This window comes from Pectobacterium brasiliense, assembly GCF_013449685.1.
Classification (GTDB): Bacteria; Pseudomonadota; Gammaproteobacteria; order Enterobacterales; family Enterobacteriaceae; genus Pectobacterium; species Pectobacterium brasiliense_A.
In genome coordinates, this window is the sequence record NZ_JACDSF010000008.1 from 92,479 (window position 1) to 107,749 (window position 15,271).

Below are 15,271 nucleotides of genomic sequence, written 5' to 3' on the forward strand. Positions count from 1 at the left end.
ACTGAAGGCGGCCGTTCCCTTATTCCTGCAATAAGGCTTCCAGCTCGGTAAGGATCAGCGTTGCTAACCCTTTCACGGTCTGGTTCTGGTAAAACAGATCAACGCGAATATCGATTTCAAATAGGCCGGAAACGGTAGACACGACCTGTACTGCCAGCAGCGAGTTACCGCCCAGTTCAGTAAAGCTGTCGTTAACCCCAATTCCCGAGATCCCCAGAATCGACTGCCAGACTTTGACGATCTCCTTCTCGATGTCATTTTCTGGCGCGACATAATCCACAGAGAGGGCCGGTCGGGCATATCCTTCCGTTGCTTCGCTATTCTGCAAAATGAATTCAGGCGTTTCCTGTTCAGGAATCGACTCATAAATGAGCTGTTCCAGATCGCTGGTGACGACGACTAACTGTTCAAATTCCAGATGCGCGAGCTGGCGTTTTATTGCATCCAGCCCTTCTGGCAACAGAATGTCTTTATCTGCCAGATTCACTTTTACTGCTGCTGTGGCTGCCGTTGAGGCGTTTTCTGACGTCGCGAGCTGATTGCCCATCGTCATCTTCATCAGCGTGTAATTTTCCAGAACCAGCAGCGGAATGCCCTCTGGTGACAGGAACGTGATATCCATGACGATGGCGTTATCCTGCGGCTGATAGGCCTGCTTGAGCCTGGCGTGGGCGTAGCACTCTTTCCCCAGTGGCGATAAGAAGGTCATCTTGCCATAGCTGATAGGCAGGAAATTCTCCTGTGTAATCAACGACAGGCAGGAGATGGCCGTAGCATCAATCACTGCGGGGTGGTACGGGTAGCGGGTAAGATCGTGCGTATACTCGCTTCCCAGCACTTTGTGGATCAGCCATTCGTTATCGCCCTGAACAATCTCGCGGTGGTTGTTCCAGCGCTGGCTAAACGACAGGAAATTCTCGCCCGTGTTGGCATTACCCAGCTCGGTGATAAACGGCGCGTAGGGAACCTGCGTGGTGCAGCGCTGTTTGATGGCGTCAATCGATTGTGGCGCGAGGTCAGCCGTTGGAGCGCCGTGGCCTATGCTTCCGAACGCGTGTTCTTGCCATGCCAGCTCAAGCACGCCCCGCGTCTTGAGGCTGAATTTATAGCCTTTCCCCTCTGGCGTCATGAATAGCCTCATCTGACGCGGCCAGGCATCGGTATAGATCACCGGCTTGGTCAGCATCAGGTTCTTGACCTGAAGGCTTTCCTGAGACTTAAAGCCTGTCATGAACTCATGCAGCAGCGATAAGATTGTCGCCCCCACCAGTGAAGGTTGTTTCGCAAGGCGGTGCTCATCGATAACCCAGTCCTGCGTGGTGAGATTGACCTGATAGCTTTCCTGCGTGCCTTCACGTTCCAGGTGCGTCAGCAGGTCGCCTTTAGTTTCCTCAACGGCAGCCAGCTTGCTGTTTTTCTTCTCCTGCAGCTGTTTGCCCCAACGGACGGCCATTCCCACATCGCCCCATTTTCCCCAGTTCAGCGAGACGGTGCGCCCACGGCGATGCTGGTTGCGATAATGCGCAAAGGCATCCATAAACGCGTTACCCGAGCAGTAATCGATGCGGGCTTCGTCACCGACGATGGAGGTAATAGAAGAGAATAAAATAAAGAAATCAGGCTGTTTGTCCTGCAGCAGCTCATCCAGAATGAGCGATCCTGCCACTTTGGGATCGAGCACGTTGGCGCAATCGGCGTCATTCTTCAGCGCAATGATACCGCCGCCAGCCACGCCTGCCGTATGGAACACGCCATCGACCTGCGGGAACGCGGATAACATCTCGCGCATACCGTGATAGTCATTCACGTCGACCTGCGCCAGATGTATCGTGTTGCCACGGGCTTCCAGACGTAAAACGCTCGCCAGTTTTTCACTGATAGGATCGTCAACCGGATGCTGTTGGATCCAGGCTTGCCACTCTTCACGCGGTGGTAACGCCGTACGGTAAGTCAGGATGATCGCCGCATTACTGTTTTCAGACAGGTAGTTGGCGAGCAGTATCCCCAATCCACCCAGGCCGCCGGTGATGAGGTAGACGCCGTCGTCTTTCAATTCCGCAGGTAAACCGAGGGTGTCCTGCTTCAGATGCACGGCCTGATAACTTTCTTCCCAGCGCTGGTTTCCGCGGTAAGCCACCAGATTGCCGTGTGTGGCGATATGGCTTTCTGCAATCAGACTGTGGGCAAACTCATCAAGCTGTTCGGCGTTTTGTTTAAGATCGATATCCACCAGGTGGCACTGCACTTCAGGATACTCGTGATAGAACACGCGCGACGGCCCGACCAGTAACGCATTCTCCGGTGAAGCGATGCGCTCACCCATCACGCTGAATGTGTTGCTGGTGGCGAAGGTCACATGCAGATCGTCCAGCAAATTCTCGTTCACCAGCGCCTGCTGGAGATAGAGAGCAGGGTAGAACGTGTTCAGCGGTGAAGAGAGATAGGTGTGCTCAAGCGGCTGGACCTGTTCCGCCACCGTCAGGTTCCATAAATACAGGATGCGTGATGGACGTAACCCTTGTTCTGTCAGGCTTTTCAGTAGCCGGACATAATCGGCACGCGAGGATACATTGAGGGTGTATCGGCCTTCGGAAAGCGCTTCCTGATACTGCGTTCCCGGGCTGACGAAAAAGACCTTATGCCCGTCCTTTTCCAGCAGTTGCTTCGCACGTTCGGCGATCCCCTGCGTATCCGTCAGGAGCAGCCAGCAGGTGTTCTCTGCTTCAACGCGTTTGCCCGCCATGTATTTCGCCGGAATGGTTTTCTTCCAGGTTGGCATATAGAACCAATCGCCGATATCCGCCTGTTTCCGCTTTTTAGCCTTAACGGATTGCTCACTCTGCATGTCATTACTGGCTGACGACAGGGCTGGCAGGGCGAAGCGTTTACGCTCAAAAGGGTAGCCCGGCAGCGGGACACGGCGACGGTGCTGTTCTGGATGATGCTGATGCCAGGGAACGTTTACGCCGCTTGCCCAAAGCGCACCGAGCGTCGACAGGAGGTGTTCGCCGGATAAGGCTACGTCTTTCGCCGTTGGCAGGGAGGCATAAATCAATGCGCCGTCTTCTGCGCTGAAATGCTGCTTGGCAGACGATTCCAGCGAGCGTCCCGGTCCGACTTCAAGGAACACGAAATCGTGATGCTCATCAGCCATCAGCGTTTTGAAGGCGTGAGAGAACAGCACCGGATTGCGTACGTGACGCACCCAGTAGTCGCTGTTTTTCGCCAGTTCTTCAGTCACCCATTCGCCGTTAACGGTAGACACAAATGGGATCTGTGGCGCGTGCAGCGTGATGCTATCAATGACCTTTTTGAAAGCGGGCAGCATGGGTTCCATCATGTGTGAGTGGAAAGCATGCGAGGTATCCAGATGTTTGCAGAAGATATTGCTGTCTTCCAACTGCTGTTGGAAACGTGCGACATCGTTTGAAGCACCGGCGATGACGCATAATCCAGGGTAGTTAACCGCCGCAATTTCCAGCTTGCTGCCGTGAAGTTTGGCCTTCAGGGTTTCTTCATCGAGCAGGACGGCAAGCATATCTCCCGCGGGTAATGCCTGTACCATCTTGCCCCGCATCGCGACGGCTTTCAGTGCATCTTCCAGTGAGAACACGCCGGACAGGCAGGCTGCTACGTATTCCCCCACGCTGTGACCGATCATGACATCCGGCTGAATGCCCCATGACATCCACAATTTTGCCAGACTGTACTCGATCACGAACAGGGACGGCTGGGTAAACTGGGTTTCATTAATGCGGGACTCGGCGATGTCGTCGCTGTCCTGAAAGATAATCGACGTCAGATTGACGTCCAGAATTGGTTCCAGATAGTCACAGCATTGATCCAGGCTCGCGCGGAAAACATCGTAGGTGTCGTACAGCTCACGCGCCATATTGATGTACTGATTGCCCTGTCCCGGGAACATAAACACGACGGATTTTTGGTTTTTTCCCTGCTGCGTCACCACCAGTGAAGGCTGATCCAGCTTTGCCAGCAGTGAATCGCGATCCTTCCCGATAATAGCCGTGCTGTGAGAGAACTTTTGTCTCCCAACCTGCAAGGTGTAGGCGATATCTGCCAGATTGGCATCGTCATGCGCACTGAGGTAATCGCGCAGACGGTGTTTCATGTCTTCCAGCGCCGTGCGGCTTTTCGCGGAGAAAGGCAAAACCAGCAGGCTGTTGTCATGGATATCGCCCGCTTTTAGCGGCGGTGCGGCTTCCAGAATGACGCAGGCATTGGTGCCGCCGACGCCAAAAGAGTTCACCAGCGCGCGATGCGGTGTTTCTGACGGTTCCAGCTCACTGAGTTCGGTGTTCATGATGAACGGGCTGGTTTCAAACTCAATGTTAGGGTTTGGCGATTCGAAATGGAGCGAGGCTGGCAGTTTGCCGGTTTCCAGCGCCAGTGAGGCTTTGATGAGGCTGGCCATGCCTGACGCCGCGTCCGTATGGCCGATGTTGGTTTTCACCGATCCCAGACGGCAATATTGGGTTTTGTCCGTGTATTCCTGAAACGTCTGTGTGAGCGAGGTGAATTCGATGGGATCGCCCAGCGCCGTCGCGGTGCCGTGAGCTTCAACAAAGTTGATCGTGGCGGGATCGAGCTGCGCATTGGCGATCGCCTGTTTGGCAACGGCGATTTGCCCGTCGATGCTCGGCGCAGTAAAGCCAGCTTTCAGGTTACCGTCGTTATTCACTGCGCCGCCTTTCAGTACGGCATAAATATGGTCGCCGTCGCGTACGGCGTCATTCAGTCGTTTCAGTAATACGACGCCAGCACCGCGGCTGAACACCGTGCCGTTGGCTCGCGAGTCGAAAGCATAGCAGCGACCATCCGCGGATTCCATGCCGCCTTGCATGTAGGGGTAACCCCGGCGTTCTGGCGTGTCCACGGAAACGCCGCCCGCGACGATCAGATCGCTTTCCCCGTTCAGCAGGCTGCTCATACCCATCACGACGGCGACCATCGCGGTTGAACAGGCGGTCTGTACGTTAACGCTCGGCCCTTTTAGGTTGAGCTTGTAAGACACTCGGGTCGTTACGTAGTCTTTATCATTGTTGGTGACGACCGATGCACCGCTGGCGTACTTCTGCACTTCAGGATGGGCATTCACTTTACTCAAATGCCAGGCGGTTCCCGTTCCGCCGAATATGCCCACTTTTCCAGGGTAGGTGGCAGGGACGTAGCCGGCATCTTCAAACGCGTGCCAGCAGCATTCCAAAAAGACACGATGCTGTGGATCCATAATTTCGGCATCGCGGGGCGTAATATCGAAAAAATTAGCGTCAAAGTGCTGTGCGTTACCCAGAATCCCCCGGCGGCGAATATAGTTGGGTGAGGCGATCATCTCTTCTTCAATGCCTGACTCCCTCAGTTCTTCTTCACTGAATGTGCTGATCGTCTCCACGCCGTCCAACAGGTTTTGCCAAAATATTGCGGTATCTTCTGCACCGGGAAAGCGAGCCGACATTCCTACAATGGCAATATCCTTATCGCGGAACTGTTCTTGCTGTTTCATTTCATTACCTCACCGTGAATATATTCGCCTCCTTTTCACGGCGCAGGCCGCTAACCTTCTTTCTCCGAATATTATCCAGAGGAAGAAAGGTCGACGTCCTACGCCGTGAATATAGAAGGGACAGCTACATTAAAAGTTAATTACTTTTTGCTACCTGCAAAGCCAGCAGTAACCCGGCTGATAAGGCTTTGCAGGTTAGAGGCCGACGGGTGTTGCAATGCTGCTTTGATTGAAACAGGAATGGCTGGAATAGACTTCGCACGCCAGTACTTCTTGGTGTTAGGAAGAATTTTCTGGCCAATCGCATAGTAGTGAGCGGGCTTGGATGAATTTGGGTGACTCAGAACAAATTTAATTGCCGAATCCACTTTTGCTTTGACTGCCGAGGCAGCGTTCAATTGAGTTGCAGACATGGTATTACCACCTATTATCAGTGAAATAAGGATGATGAAACACATTGCCCATTACAGGGCGGTTATTCCCCTGGAGGATAAATACGCTTTTTGGCGTAATTACTTCTTGCTGCTTGATTTCCCAGCGTGTATTTCGCTAATACGCTTGCTTAGCATCTGTACCGTTGGGTATTGGAATAAATCAACAATAGAGATAGGTGACTCCATTTTGTTTTTTATTTCGCGATAAACCTTGGACATCAGCAGGGAATTTCCGCCTGCATCAAAGAAGTTCTCTTGGATAGAGACTTTCGGATTGTTGAGTACGGTCCGCCAGATAGAAATAATATTTTTTTCTATCTCGGAAGGTAATATTGCTTTGTCGTTTGACATTTTTTCACCATTAGTTATTTACGCAGGAACACAGCTTGGATTTATCAATTTTTCCATTGGGGTGCGTTGGCATTTTTTCCAACGCAACGAAATGAGAGGGCACCATGAAAAAAGGCAGCGTCTTGGCAAGGTGCGCTTTTATCTCCTGAATATCGATGTGCTTTTGATGCCGTAATACATAAAAGGCTGAGAGTGATGGCGCCGCGTTTTCCGAGCGCTTTTCGAGAATCACGGCAGCATGGTTAATTTGCGGTAGCGCCTGTATGTGCGTTTCTATTTCCGCCAGCTCAATACGGTGTCCGCGCAATTTAACCTGGCTGTCTATTCGGCCAATGAACTCCAGCACGCCATCGACGCGCTGCTTAACCCAGTCGCCGGTTTTATACATTTTCTGCCCGGTCTGATGGCTAAACGGGTCATCAACAAATCGCTCCTGCGTCAGCTTTTCCGCATGCAGATAGCCTTTTGCCAGAATATCCCCTGCCAGATAAAGCTCACCGCTTTCCCCCACATCGACAGGCTGTTGCGTCTCATCTAATACATAGGCGGCGGCATGAGGGATGGGTTTGCCAATCGGGGCAATTTTTTCTTCTGCTCCCGGCCGGCAGAGCCAATGACAGGCAAATATTGTTGCCTCGGTCGGGCCGTAGAGGTTGTGGATCTTTCCCGGATATTGCAGGGAAAGATCGTTGACCAGCGTTTGATCGAGCGCTTCGCCGCCAGAAAAAATATGACATAGAGAGGTGCAGCGGGATAGCACCTCCGCATCCACAATGACGCGCAGTGCTGTCGGTACGAACTGCGCGACCGTGACCTGATGACGGTGCATAAATTCAGCCAGCAGCTGCGGATCGTACTTGGCATCCTCGGTAATAACCGCACAGCTTGCGCCGGCGATCAGCGGCCAGAAAATTTCCCACACTGAGACATCAAAGCTGAACGTGGACTGGTTCAGGACCACATCGTCGTGCTGTAGCACGAAGGCGCTTTGCATCCACGCCAGATAATTGACCACCGTCCTGTGGCTGACCATGACGCCCTTTGGCGTTCCGGTTGAGCCGGAGGTGTACATCACATAACAAAGCTGTTCTTCACTGACTGCGGGAAGCGTGTGAGTAGCCTGAACGCTCAGATTGATCTGATTGATGTCAACGATCTCACGATGGCTTGGTGCCAGCGTAAGCGCGTGGGCATTGTCGGTAATGACCAGACGCGCATCGGCATGATTGACCATGTAATCCAGGCGCTCGTGCGGATAGTAAGGATCAAGCGGTAAATAGCAGGCACCGATTTTCAATACGCCGAGCAGGCTGACGATCAGGTTCGGGCTTTTATTCAAATAAATACCGACAACATCCTTCGGCTTTACGCCCCGCTGCAATAGATCGCTCGCCATTGCGTTTGCCCGCTGATCCAATTGCCGGTAGGTCAACGTTTCTGTATCGCTTCTCAGGGCGATGGCGTCCGGCGTTTGATGCCGCTGCTGTTCAAATAAGGTGTGGAGCACTCTTGCCGATGCCATGGTCTGATCCTCTGGTGATGCCAGGGGTCACGCCGGGCATCCTTTTACGCGTTATGCAGGTACGGCACACATGCACTATGCCGCTGAGTAATTGCCGCTGAGTAATATTGCGGCTGAACAATGTGCTTTGATTATGATGACGCTTCTTGTTGCTCCGCAGGTGCGGGTGGCGCGGCGTTTTCCGCTATCTGCGGTGCGCTTTTCCCTTCGGGAACACTGGGCCTGATTGCGGCGTCGGTCAGAAAATCGATGACGCGCATAAGCGCTTCGGGCGCGGGCTGACGTTTTACCTGCGTGTGAATGCTGTACTTGGCACGCGTGTCCGTCGCTCGGGTCTGCGCTGACTTGTGTGATACCCGACCGGCCATTTTGACGTTGAATGGCCCCCATCCCAGTGACGCCGCCAGATTGCCGTCTTCTCCGGTATCATCGGATGAAGATTCACTCTGTGTGACTTCAAGCTCGAAATCGATCGTCCCTTCTTCAATAGAAATAATCGGATGGGTAATCGCGGCAATGAGCGGTATGCGCATCGTTTTTGTCACGGCACCTTTTGCGACTCCGCTTTCATCAATAAGCGTTTCGTCGTAGTCGAATTGGATGGCGACCGCTTTATTATTCTGAATGCATACGGATAATAAAAAATCCGTATAGGCTTTGCTGGCTTGGACCTGTGCGTTAATCATTGCTTGTAATGGCCCGCTAATCATATTTTCCAGCGGTAGCGCATTAATAACAGAACCGATAAATTGTGAATCCATCGGAGCCTCCAATTATCTGCGGATAGGGTGTGATGAACTGTCAATAAAAATAGCAAAGGGAATGAAAAATAATACCCGTCAGGGTACGGGGGGACTTTCGCATTCTGGCATAGTCCTTTTGGGATATAGGCAATACGGTCTTTTATTTGTTAAATCCATACTCAGGCATGCGCGTTATTTCATGTGTCTTTCCTGGTATTAGCATGACGACCCCATCATTACGTGTTCTTATTTTTACAGCATTAATTTTTCACCGCGTGAGATACCGGAAGTCGCGTTATAACCATTCCAGAAAAAAGCATCCTTTTACAATATGGAAGGAAAATGATGAAGAATAGAAAAACGGTCTTTGAAATTATCTCTGAATGGTCACTGAAAAGTCCCGATAAAACGGCGGTGGAATTTAATGGCGACAGGCTGAATTATCAACAACTAGAATCTCAGTCGTGCCGTTTGGCAGATTATTTGTTATCACATTATCCAGATAATAAACGGGATAGAATCGCCGTTTATCTGGAACCTGGTGTGATGATGCCCGTGGTCTTGCTGGCTATTTTGAAAGCAGGACATACCTATATTCCGCTCTCGCATTTTCATCCGTCAGAAAGAATTATGCAGATCCTTGATGATTCTTCGACATTTTTACTTATTTCCACGCGAGCGATGTTAAATAAAACGGCTATCGATAAGGTTTTTCCCTCTACGCTGGTAGTAGAGGATATCCATTATCCTGCGTCGCCAGTGACGACGCTGCCACCCATTTGCGAAAACGATCTTGCTTATATTCTCTATACCTCCGGTTCTACAGGGAAACCAAAAGGGGTGGCTATTGAGCATCGGAACCTGAGTTATTACCTGAACTGGTTTAATGAGGATGTGTGGCCAGAGACCCGTGCGACGCTCCCTCTGACATCGACACTCAGCTTTGCCGCTGCCGTGACACAGCTTTATGCGCCTTTATTACGCGGGGACACCCTGTTTATTTTGCCTGCCGACAGCTTGAATGAGCCGGAGGTTTTATTACGCTGGCATCAGCAACATCCCGATGGTGCCATTTATTGCGTGCCGACCGTTTGGGATGAGCTACTGCGCTATCAGGCATCTTCTTCGCACGCGTGGGCATTACCTAAAACGGTTTTTCTCTCCGGCGAGCCTGTCTCTTTTGATTTAAAAGAGCGTACGTTCCAGCAGATTCCTGATGTCAGGCTCTTTAATCTGTATGGCCCGACGGAAACGACGGCCAACTGCTCATTTGCTGAATTAAGGCCGGGGAAAAATGTGACGCTTGGTAAGGCACTGCGTGGCAGCGAAATTATGATCGTGGATGAGAGTCTACGTCCCGTGGCTGAAGGGGAAGAAGGGGAAATTTGCGCATTCGGTGAAGGTGTCGCCCGTGGCTATATTAACCGCGATGAATTAACGCAGCAGCGTTTCTTCACCCATGTTCGAGCCGATAAACGCTCCTGGGGGCACCGTACCGGCGATCTAGGGAAAATGACGCCAGAAGGGGAGATCTTGTATCTGGGACGTATCGATCGCCAGATTAAGATTAATGGCATTCGTATCGAGCCTGAAGACGTCGAAATTGTGTTACGTCAGCATGGTGATATCGACAAGGCGCTGGTGCGGCCGATTCAGGAAAACGGGCGTCAGCGTCTGGTCGCCTATCTGGTGAGCCGTAACCCGTCGCTTGCCACGAACGATCTGCGCCGCTTCTTGCAGGATAAACTGCCGCGAGCGATGCATCCGTCCCACTTTATTATGCTGGAAACCCTGCCCAAATTGCCTAACGGGAAATTGGATGTGAACCGGCTCCCTGAGCCTTGTCCGCAGCGCCCTGAGTTGGGATATCCGGTTAAAACCGCAGGTAATGAGCTGGAACAGGAGCTGATCGATATCTGGCAAGAAGTGCTTGGCTTCCGTGAACTCGGCGCCAACGATAACTTTTTCGATTTAGGGGGCGACTCGCTTCAGGCGATGAAAGCCCGGCTACTGATTAGAAAAAGGCTGTTTAGTGAAATTGATTACCCGTTATTTTTCAATAACGCGACGCCCCATCTGCTGGCTTTCATCGTCCCTTACTATGTGAACGATGACGAGCCTGCGTTTAACGAGAACAACGCGGATATCGAGGCACTCGCCCCCTCATCGCAGCAGCGCTATTTTCTGACGCTGGACCAGCTCAGTCCGGAGCCGTCGGCCTATCAATTGGCTTTCCGTCTGACGATAAAGGGTCCACTGGATGAGTCTGCCGTGGAGTGGGGTATTCGGCGTATTCTGGAAGGTAATCCGGTGCTGCGAACCCGCTTCGATCTGGATCGGCTACAGTGCCTTGAAGGGGATTATCCGATCGAGGCAATCCCGATTGAACGGCTGACGGCATTCTCTCCCGATGGGGAAAAGAATACGCTGAGCGACCGACGGCTGCTGGAGCTGATCAGTACGCCGGAAATGGATGTAGAGCACTCGCCGCTCATCTGTTTTCATCTGATTTCGCTGACAACGCAACGGCATATTCTGCTGGGACGTGTACACCATACGGTATTCGATCATGATGCTATTGGGTTGTTCTTCCATCAGTTTGTTGATTACGTCCGAGCTTACAGCGCCGGCGATCGCAGCTATCGAATAGGCAGTGAAGAACGCTATCTGCGCTATCGGCAGCAACAACGGCGCACCAAAGATCAATGCTATCTGAGAGAGCGCCAGTTCTGGCTGGATAAGATGGAGGATTACCTGGCAGCAGGAGCCGATGCGATGGCATTCCCGTTCAGTGACAGCCTGGACGGAGAAAATTATTGGTGCATTTTGTCAGATACGCTGACGCAGGCGATAAAGCACTATGCCCAACAGCATCGCACGACGCCGTTTGTTTGCATGCTGACCGCTTTTACCCAACTGCTCAAAACGACAAACTATCGCCATGTTCCCATCGGTATTCCGGTGTCGAACCGTATGTTGACTGAAAATGCCACCACAATAGGCTGTTTCGTTAACATGGTGGCTTACTACGATGATGCGCCGGCTCAGGAATCTTTCAGCACGCTTTTGGCCCGCAGCCAGAATAAGATCCATGCGATTTTGGACAATCAGACGCTGCCTTATGATGTGTTAATGGCCGATGTTCGGGCTAAAGGATGGTCTGATAAGCTGCGTTTTCCTGTGAGTTTTAACTATCTGACGGCCATGCCGCCAGCCGTACAGATCAATGAAACTGCCTATCAGATTACGGATATTGCTAATCATCAGGCTCGGCTGGATTTAACGCTCTCTGTTTATGACGATGAGGCTCTGGCGCTGTGTTTTAATTATCAGCAGGCGGCTTTTAACGCGGCAGAGATTGCTGCGCTGTCCCATCAGTACCATCAAATTCTGCTGGATATCGTACAGCCAAATACGGCTCTCTTGTGTAGTAATCTGTAGATAACGCTAACGAGGGTGTCCCGAATTGAGACACCTTCGTTGAGGAACCCCGCATATAGGGATTGGCTTTATTGGCTGGGCATTGACTGGGGGGATGAACATGTCAGGAAAGGGAAGGCAGTAGCAGAAAGGCAACGAGGTGCCTTTCTGCCATACGGGCGATGTGCGGTTGACAGCCCTTATTCTTAAGAACGTTTGCCTTCAAGAATGCTCACTCTCAAGAACGTTTGCTCTCAAGAGTATTGATCTTTAATAACAATCTCTTAAGGGGCTGGTGGGGTTTTGTCATCGGGCGTTTTTTTCTGGGCCTCATTAATCAAATGAACGCCTTTCCTGGCCTGTTTTATTTCCGCTGCGACATCCAGAATATCGTTATTCTCTCGATAGCTGAAGAAATTTGCCAGCAGCGTAACCAGCCCTACGCTAATAGCGCCAACCAGATAGCCTAATCCTATTGCGTTCTCCACTTTATTGATGTTTATGTGCAGTAATTCGGCAATAATACCGACCAATGAGAAAGCCGCTGAAATACTGATGGTGATGATAATTAATATAGCGACAAATTTGTCATAGTTATTCAGTTTCTGCGGTCGCCAAAAAAAAGAGATACTGAGGCCACCGAATAATCCTGCAATGGAAGCGATAATATCGCTGATCAGAATTTCGTAGATAATCGGTGATGTTGAAAGGTCCATAATATGTCCGTAAGCATGTTTTCTATAAAAAAGGGGGGCTTATACGTTGCTGAATATTAGTTTAGTACGACAGACTGTAGGAAAAGTGCTTTCTCTGCTTCTCTACGGCGAAGCAGTCCTTCCACGACGTGCTCACCATCTTTGTCCCAGCGTGGAAATTGATCGGCTGCACCCGCATAGTCACCTTGGTTAAGCAGGCGTAATAATGTCGACGTCTTCAGGCTATTGACTCCCAGATTGTAGGTAAATGATGTTAATGCACCAAATTGATTTCCGTTGAGATCAACGTTCACATAATGCTGAACACCCGTTTCTGCCGTTTTTAAGTCCTGCCGTAACAATAAATCTGCTTCTTGGGGGGTAATTCCATTATCAAAGTTTTCATTCGGCAGTATTAAATGTCCATATCCAATCGTCCATTTACCCGCTGTGTCACGATATTTTGTTAATTTCAGACCTTCAAAGCTTTTAATCAGCGAGAGACCCGCTTCATTGATCGTGTCTGGAATATTAGCCATTGTTTTTTTCCTCTTGCGTTATTCGTGGGAGAACGAGATTGGTGTATTCATCAATTAACCGCATAATGCTTTCTGGAGGATCCAGCGCAGTGAATTGCATTTCTATATCGACGTGCTGGCTATTTCTGCCTTTTTTGTTTTTTCCTGAAGGCGACAAGCTGACGTGAAAATTAGTGATGTTATGATCGTCTAAAGATGAGGTGATTTTGTCCTGGCTGACCGCATCGGTTCTCACTGTCATTTGCACTTTCATTTTTTCCAGCATCAACCCCCTTGGCGTAGAAAGCGCAACCAGTGGCAGTTCGACGTGGTGTCGGGGATCGAGTTGAATCGCAACCGTCTTTGGGGTTAACACGCCATCAGCGTCACGTTCAAAAAAAGGTTCGAGAGTCTGTTGATATTGATGAGCGATAAATTGATTGGCGGCGGTGGCAGCATGCTGCATACCGCGAGCCATGTCTGCTAGCGTCATTGTCTTTGATGACGTCATACTATCGTTCTGTGTGACATGGGGATTTTTCCCTTGGGCATTATCACCCTGGTCTGTTTTTTTATTTCCCCCCGTTATCCAGTTCTTAAACGACATACATTTTCCTTATCTGATTTTTCAGGCAATAGACATAAATAACTTGGTTTTAAATAAATGATGATTTGAGAAAACGTTAACAGCTAATAAGGGGGGGCGTATCAGTCATTATGTTAGAGATATAATGTAATATGACATAGCCCATTTCCCTCTCTTTTATCTTTCCTGTTTTAAATTGGTAATAAATATTTTGTGTGTTTATGAAATCATTACGCTATTAGATGTTGTTTTGAGTTAATCTTTCATTGCTAATGATATTTCTCTTTGAGGTTTTTTGACTGAAATTATCATGTCAGTATGTTCGAATAAATATAGACATGTCTATAAGGTAAACGGCATATGCCAAATGGCGTGACATCATAATTTTCAATATAGGCTAAAACTTCTTAGAGGGCATTTTTAAGGTAAATGGAGATTGCACAGTGAATGTTGTTATTATTGACAAGTCCCCTATTTTTATTCAGGGGTTATCTGTTGGGCTGAATGATTTTATGCACAATGCCAATATTGTTGGCGTAAAGGACATTGACGATGTATGGCCTTTCCTTGAGGAGATGAACAACGCTTTTATTTTACTCAATTGTAATAAAGAAAGTGGCGAGTACAATTCTTTCCTGGAAGCACTGCATGAGAAATATATTAACGTCAGTGTGATTATTATGGTTGATACGATTGAAAGACATATTTTGAACAACTATCTGAAACACCATGTGATGGGCGTCATTCTTAAAACATCGCCGGTTGATTCTATTGCTCAGGCATTAAAAACGGTGTCGATGGGCATGGTCTGTTTGCCAGATGATGGGGTGATCTATGAGGGGTGGAGTGTTGATAACAGTGTAAAAGGCAAACTCAGTGAAAGGCAGCACGAAGTTCTGCAACTGATTGCGTCAGGGGCTTCTAATAAACAAATCAGTCGAACATTAAACATCAGTGCAGGCACCGTGAAGTCACATCTGGAGTCGATTTTCAGGCGGCTTAATGTGCGTAACAGAACACAGGCTGCGATCGTACTATTAGAAGAAGAACGAAGATAAGTTCTATCCTATTATATTATTCAGTTATTGTTTGATTTTTAAGCATCAGGGAATCCCCCACGGCGTCGCCTCTTTCCGCTATTTCTAGCGTCCGTGCCTTTTTGCAACGGTTGGCCCGCTTTGCAGCTAACGTGACGACACAAGATTTGCTTCCTACAGTGGAATGTCCATCATTGCGATGGTCGCTTCTACGTCCTTTATGATGCTTGACAAAAAAGCGTATTACACGTATAAAAATCGCCTTCGAACCAATCCTATGGATGACTTGCATTTATGCGGTTGTCAGCGTAGTATTTGCCACGATTTCGGACGCGGGGTGGAGCAGCCTGGTAGCTCGTCGGGCTCATAACCCGAAGGTCGTCGGTTCGAATCCGGCCCCCGCAACCACTTAACTTCCAGTAAAGTGTTTTTTCAAATACGTTC

Annotated in this window: 10 protein-coding genes and 1 tRNA gene; 3 read left to right on the forward strand and 8 right to left on the reverse strand. The window is 49.8% G+C overall.

Features of this window, described 5'->3' with window-relative positions; genetic code table 11:
- Positions 1–19: 19 nt before the first annotated feature.
- From H0248_RS03145 to H0248_RS03165, 5 genes are all read right to left on the reverse strand, one after another.
- A complete protein-coding gene (locus H0248_RS03145; RefSeq protein WP_180784755.1) occupies positions 20–5,521 on the reverse strand; it encodes a type I polyketide synthase in 5,502 nt (1,833 codons plus the stop codon).
- Positions 5,522–5,661: 140 nt separating this feature from the next.
- On the reverse strand, positions 5,662–5,934 hold the full coding sequence (locus H0248_RS03150) for a hypothetical protein (RefSeq protein ID WP_226888929.1): 273 nt from the start codon (positions 5,932–5,934) through the stop codon (positions 5,662–5,664).
- 99 nt (positions 5,935–6,033) lie between these two features.
- The gene (locus tag H0248_RS03155; RefSeq protein WP_039470710.1) at positions 6,034–6,306 is read right to left on the reverse strand and encodes a phosphopantetheine-binding protein; all 273 of its coding nucleotides are present in this window, start codon (positions 6,304–6,306) and stop codon (positions 6,034–6,036) included.
- A gap of 10 nt (positions 6,307–6,316) precedes the next feature.
- The gene (locus tag H0248_RS03160; RefSeq protein WP_180784759.1) at positions 6,317–7,828 is read right to left on the reverse strand and encodes an amino acid adenylation domain-containing protein; all 1,512 of its coding nucleotides are present in this window, start codon (positions 7,826–7,828) and stop codon (positions 6,317–6,319) included.
- Positions 7,829–7,959: 131 nt separating this feature from the next.
- The gene (locus H0248_RS03165; RefSeq protein WP_180784761.1) at positions 7,960–8,589 is read right to left on the reverse strand and encodes a DUF2589 domain-containing protein; all 630 of its coding nucleotides are present in this window, start codon (positions 8,587–8,589) and stop codon (positions 7,960–7,962) included.
- A 324-nt stretch (positions 8,590–8,913) separates the two neighbouring features.
- Between H0248_RS03165 and H0248_RS03170 the strand changes: the two genes are divergently transcribed.
- The gene (locus tag H0248_RS03170) at positions 8,914–12,012 is read left to right on the forward strand and encodes an amino acid adenylation domain-containing protein (RefSeq protein WP_240345929.1); all 3,099 of its coding nucleotides are present in this window, start codon (positions 8,914–8,916) and stop codon (positions 12,010–12,012) included.
- A 263-nt stretch (positions 12,013–12,275) separates the two neighbouring features.
- Here H0248_RS03170 and H0248_RS03175 read toward each other — a convergent pair whose 3' ends face one another.
- From H0248_RS03175 to H0248_RS03185, 3 genes are read right to left on the reverse strand one after another with little or no spacing between them, the layout of a single operon-like run.
- Positions 12,276–12,707 carry a hypothetical protein gene (locus tag H0248_RS03175; RefSeq protein WP_180784763.1) on the reverse strand — a complete coding sequence of 144 codons (432 nt, stop codon included), beginning with the start codon at positions 12,705–12,707 and terminating at the stop codon, positions 12,276–12,278.
- A gap of 56 nt (positions 12,708–12,763) precedes the next feature.
- A complete protein-coding gene (locus H0248_RS03180; RefSeq protein WP_180784765.1) occupies positions 12,764–13,225 on the reverse strand; it encodes a lysozyme in 462 nt (153 codons plus the stop codon).
- A complete protein-coding gene (locus H0248_RS03185) occupies positions 13,218–13,811 on the reverse strand; it encodes a DUF2589 domain-containing protein (RefSeq protein ID WP_180784767.1) in 594 nt (197 codons plus the stop codon). The genes H0248_RS03180 and H0248_RS03185 overlap by 8 nt, the downstream gene beginning before the upstream one ends.
- A 422-nt stretch (positions 13,812–14,233) precedes the next feature.
- Here H0248_RS03185 and H0248_RS03190 point away from each other — a divergent pair, with 422 nt between their 5' ends.
- Together H0248_RS03190 and H0248_RS03195 are read left to right on the forward strand one after the other, a co-directional pair.
- On the forward strand, positions 14,234–14,848 hold the full coding sequence (locus H0248_RS03190; RefSeq protein ID WP_180784768.1) for a response regulator transcription factor: 615 nt from the start codon (positions 14,234–14,236) through the stop codon (positions 14,846–14,848).
- 310 nt (positions 14,849–15,158) lie between these two features.
- Positions 15,159–15,235 (forward strand) — tRNA-Met (locus H0248_RS03195).
- Positions 15,236–15,271 lie beyond the last annotated feature (36 nt).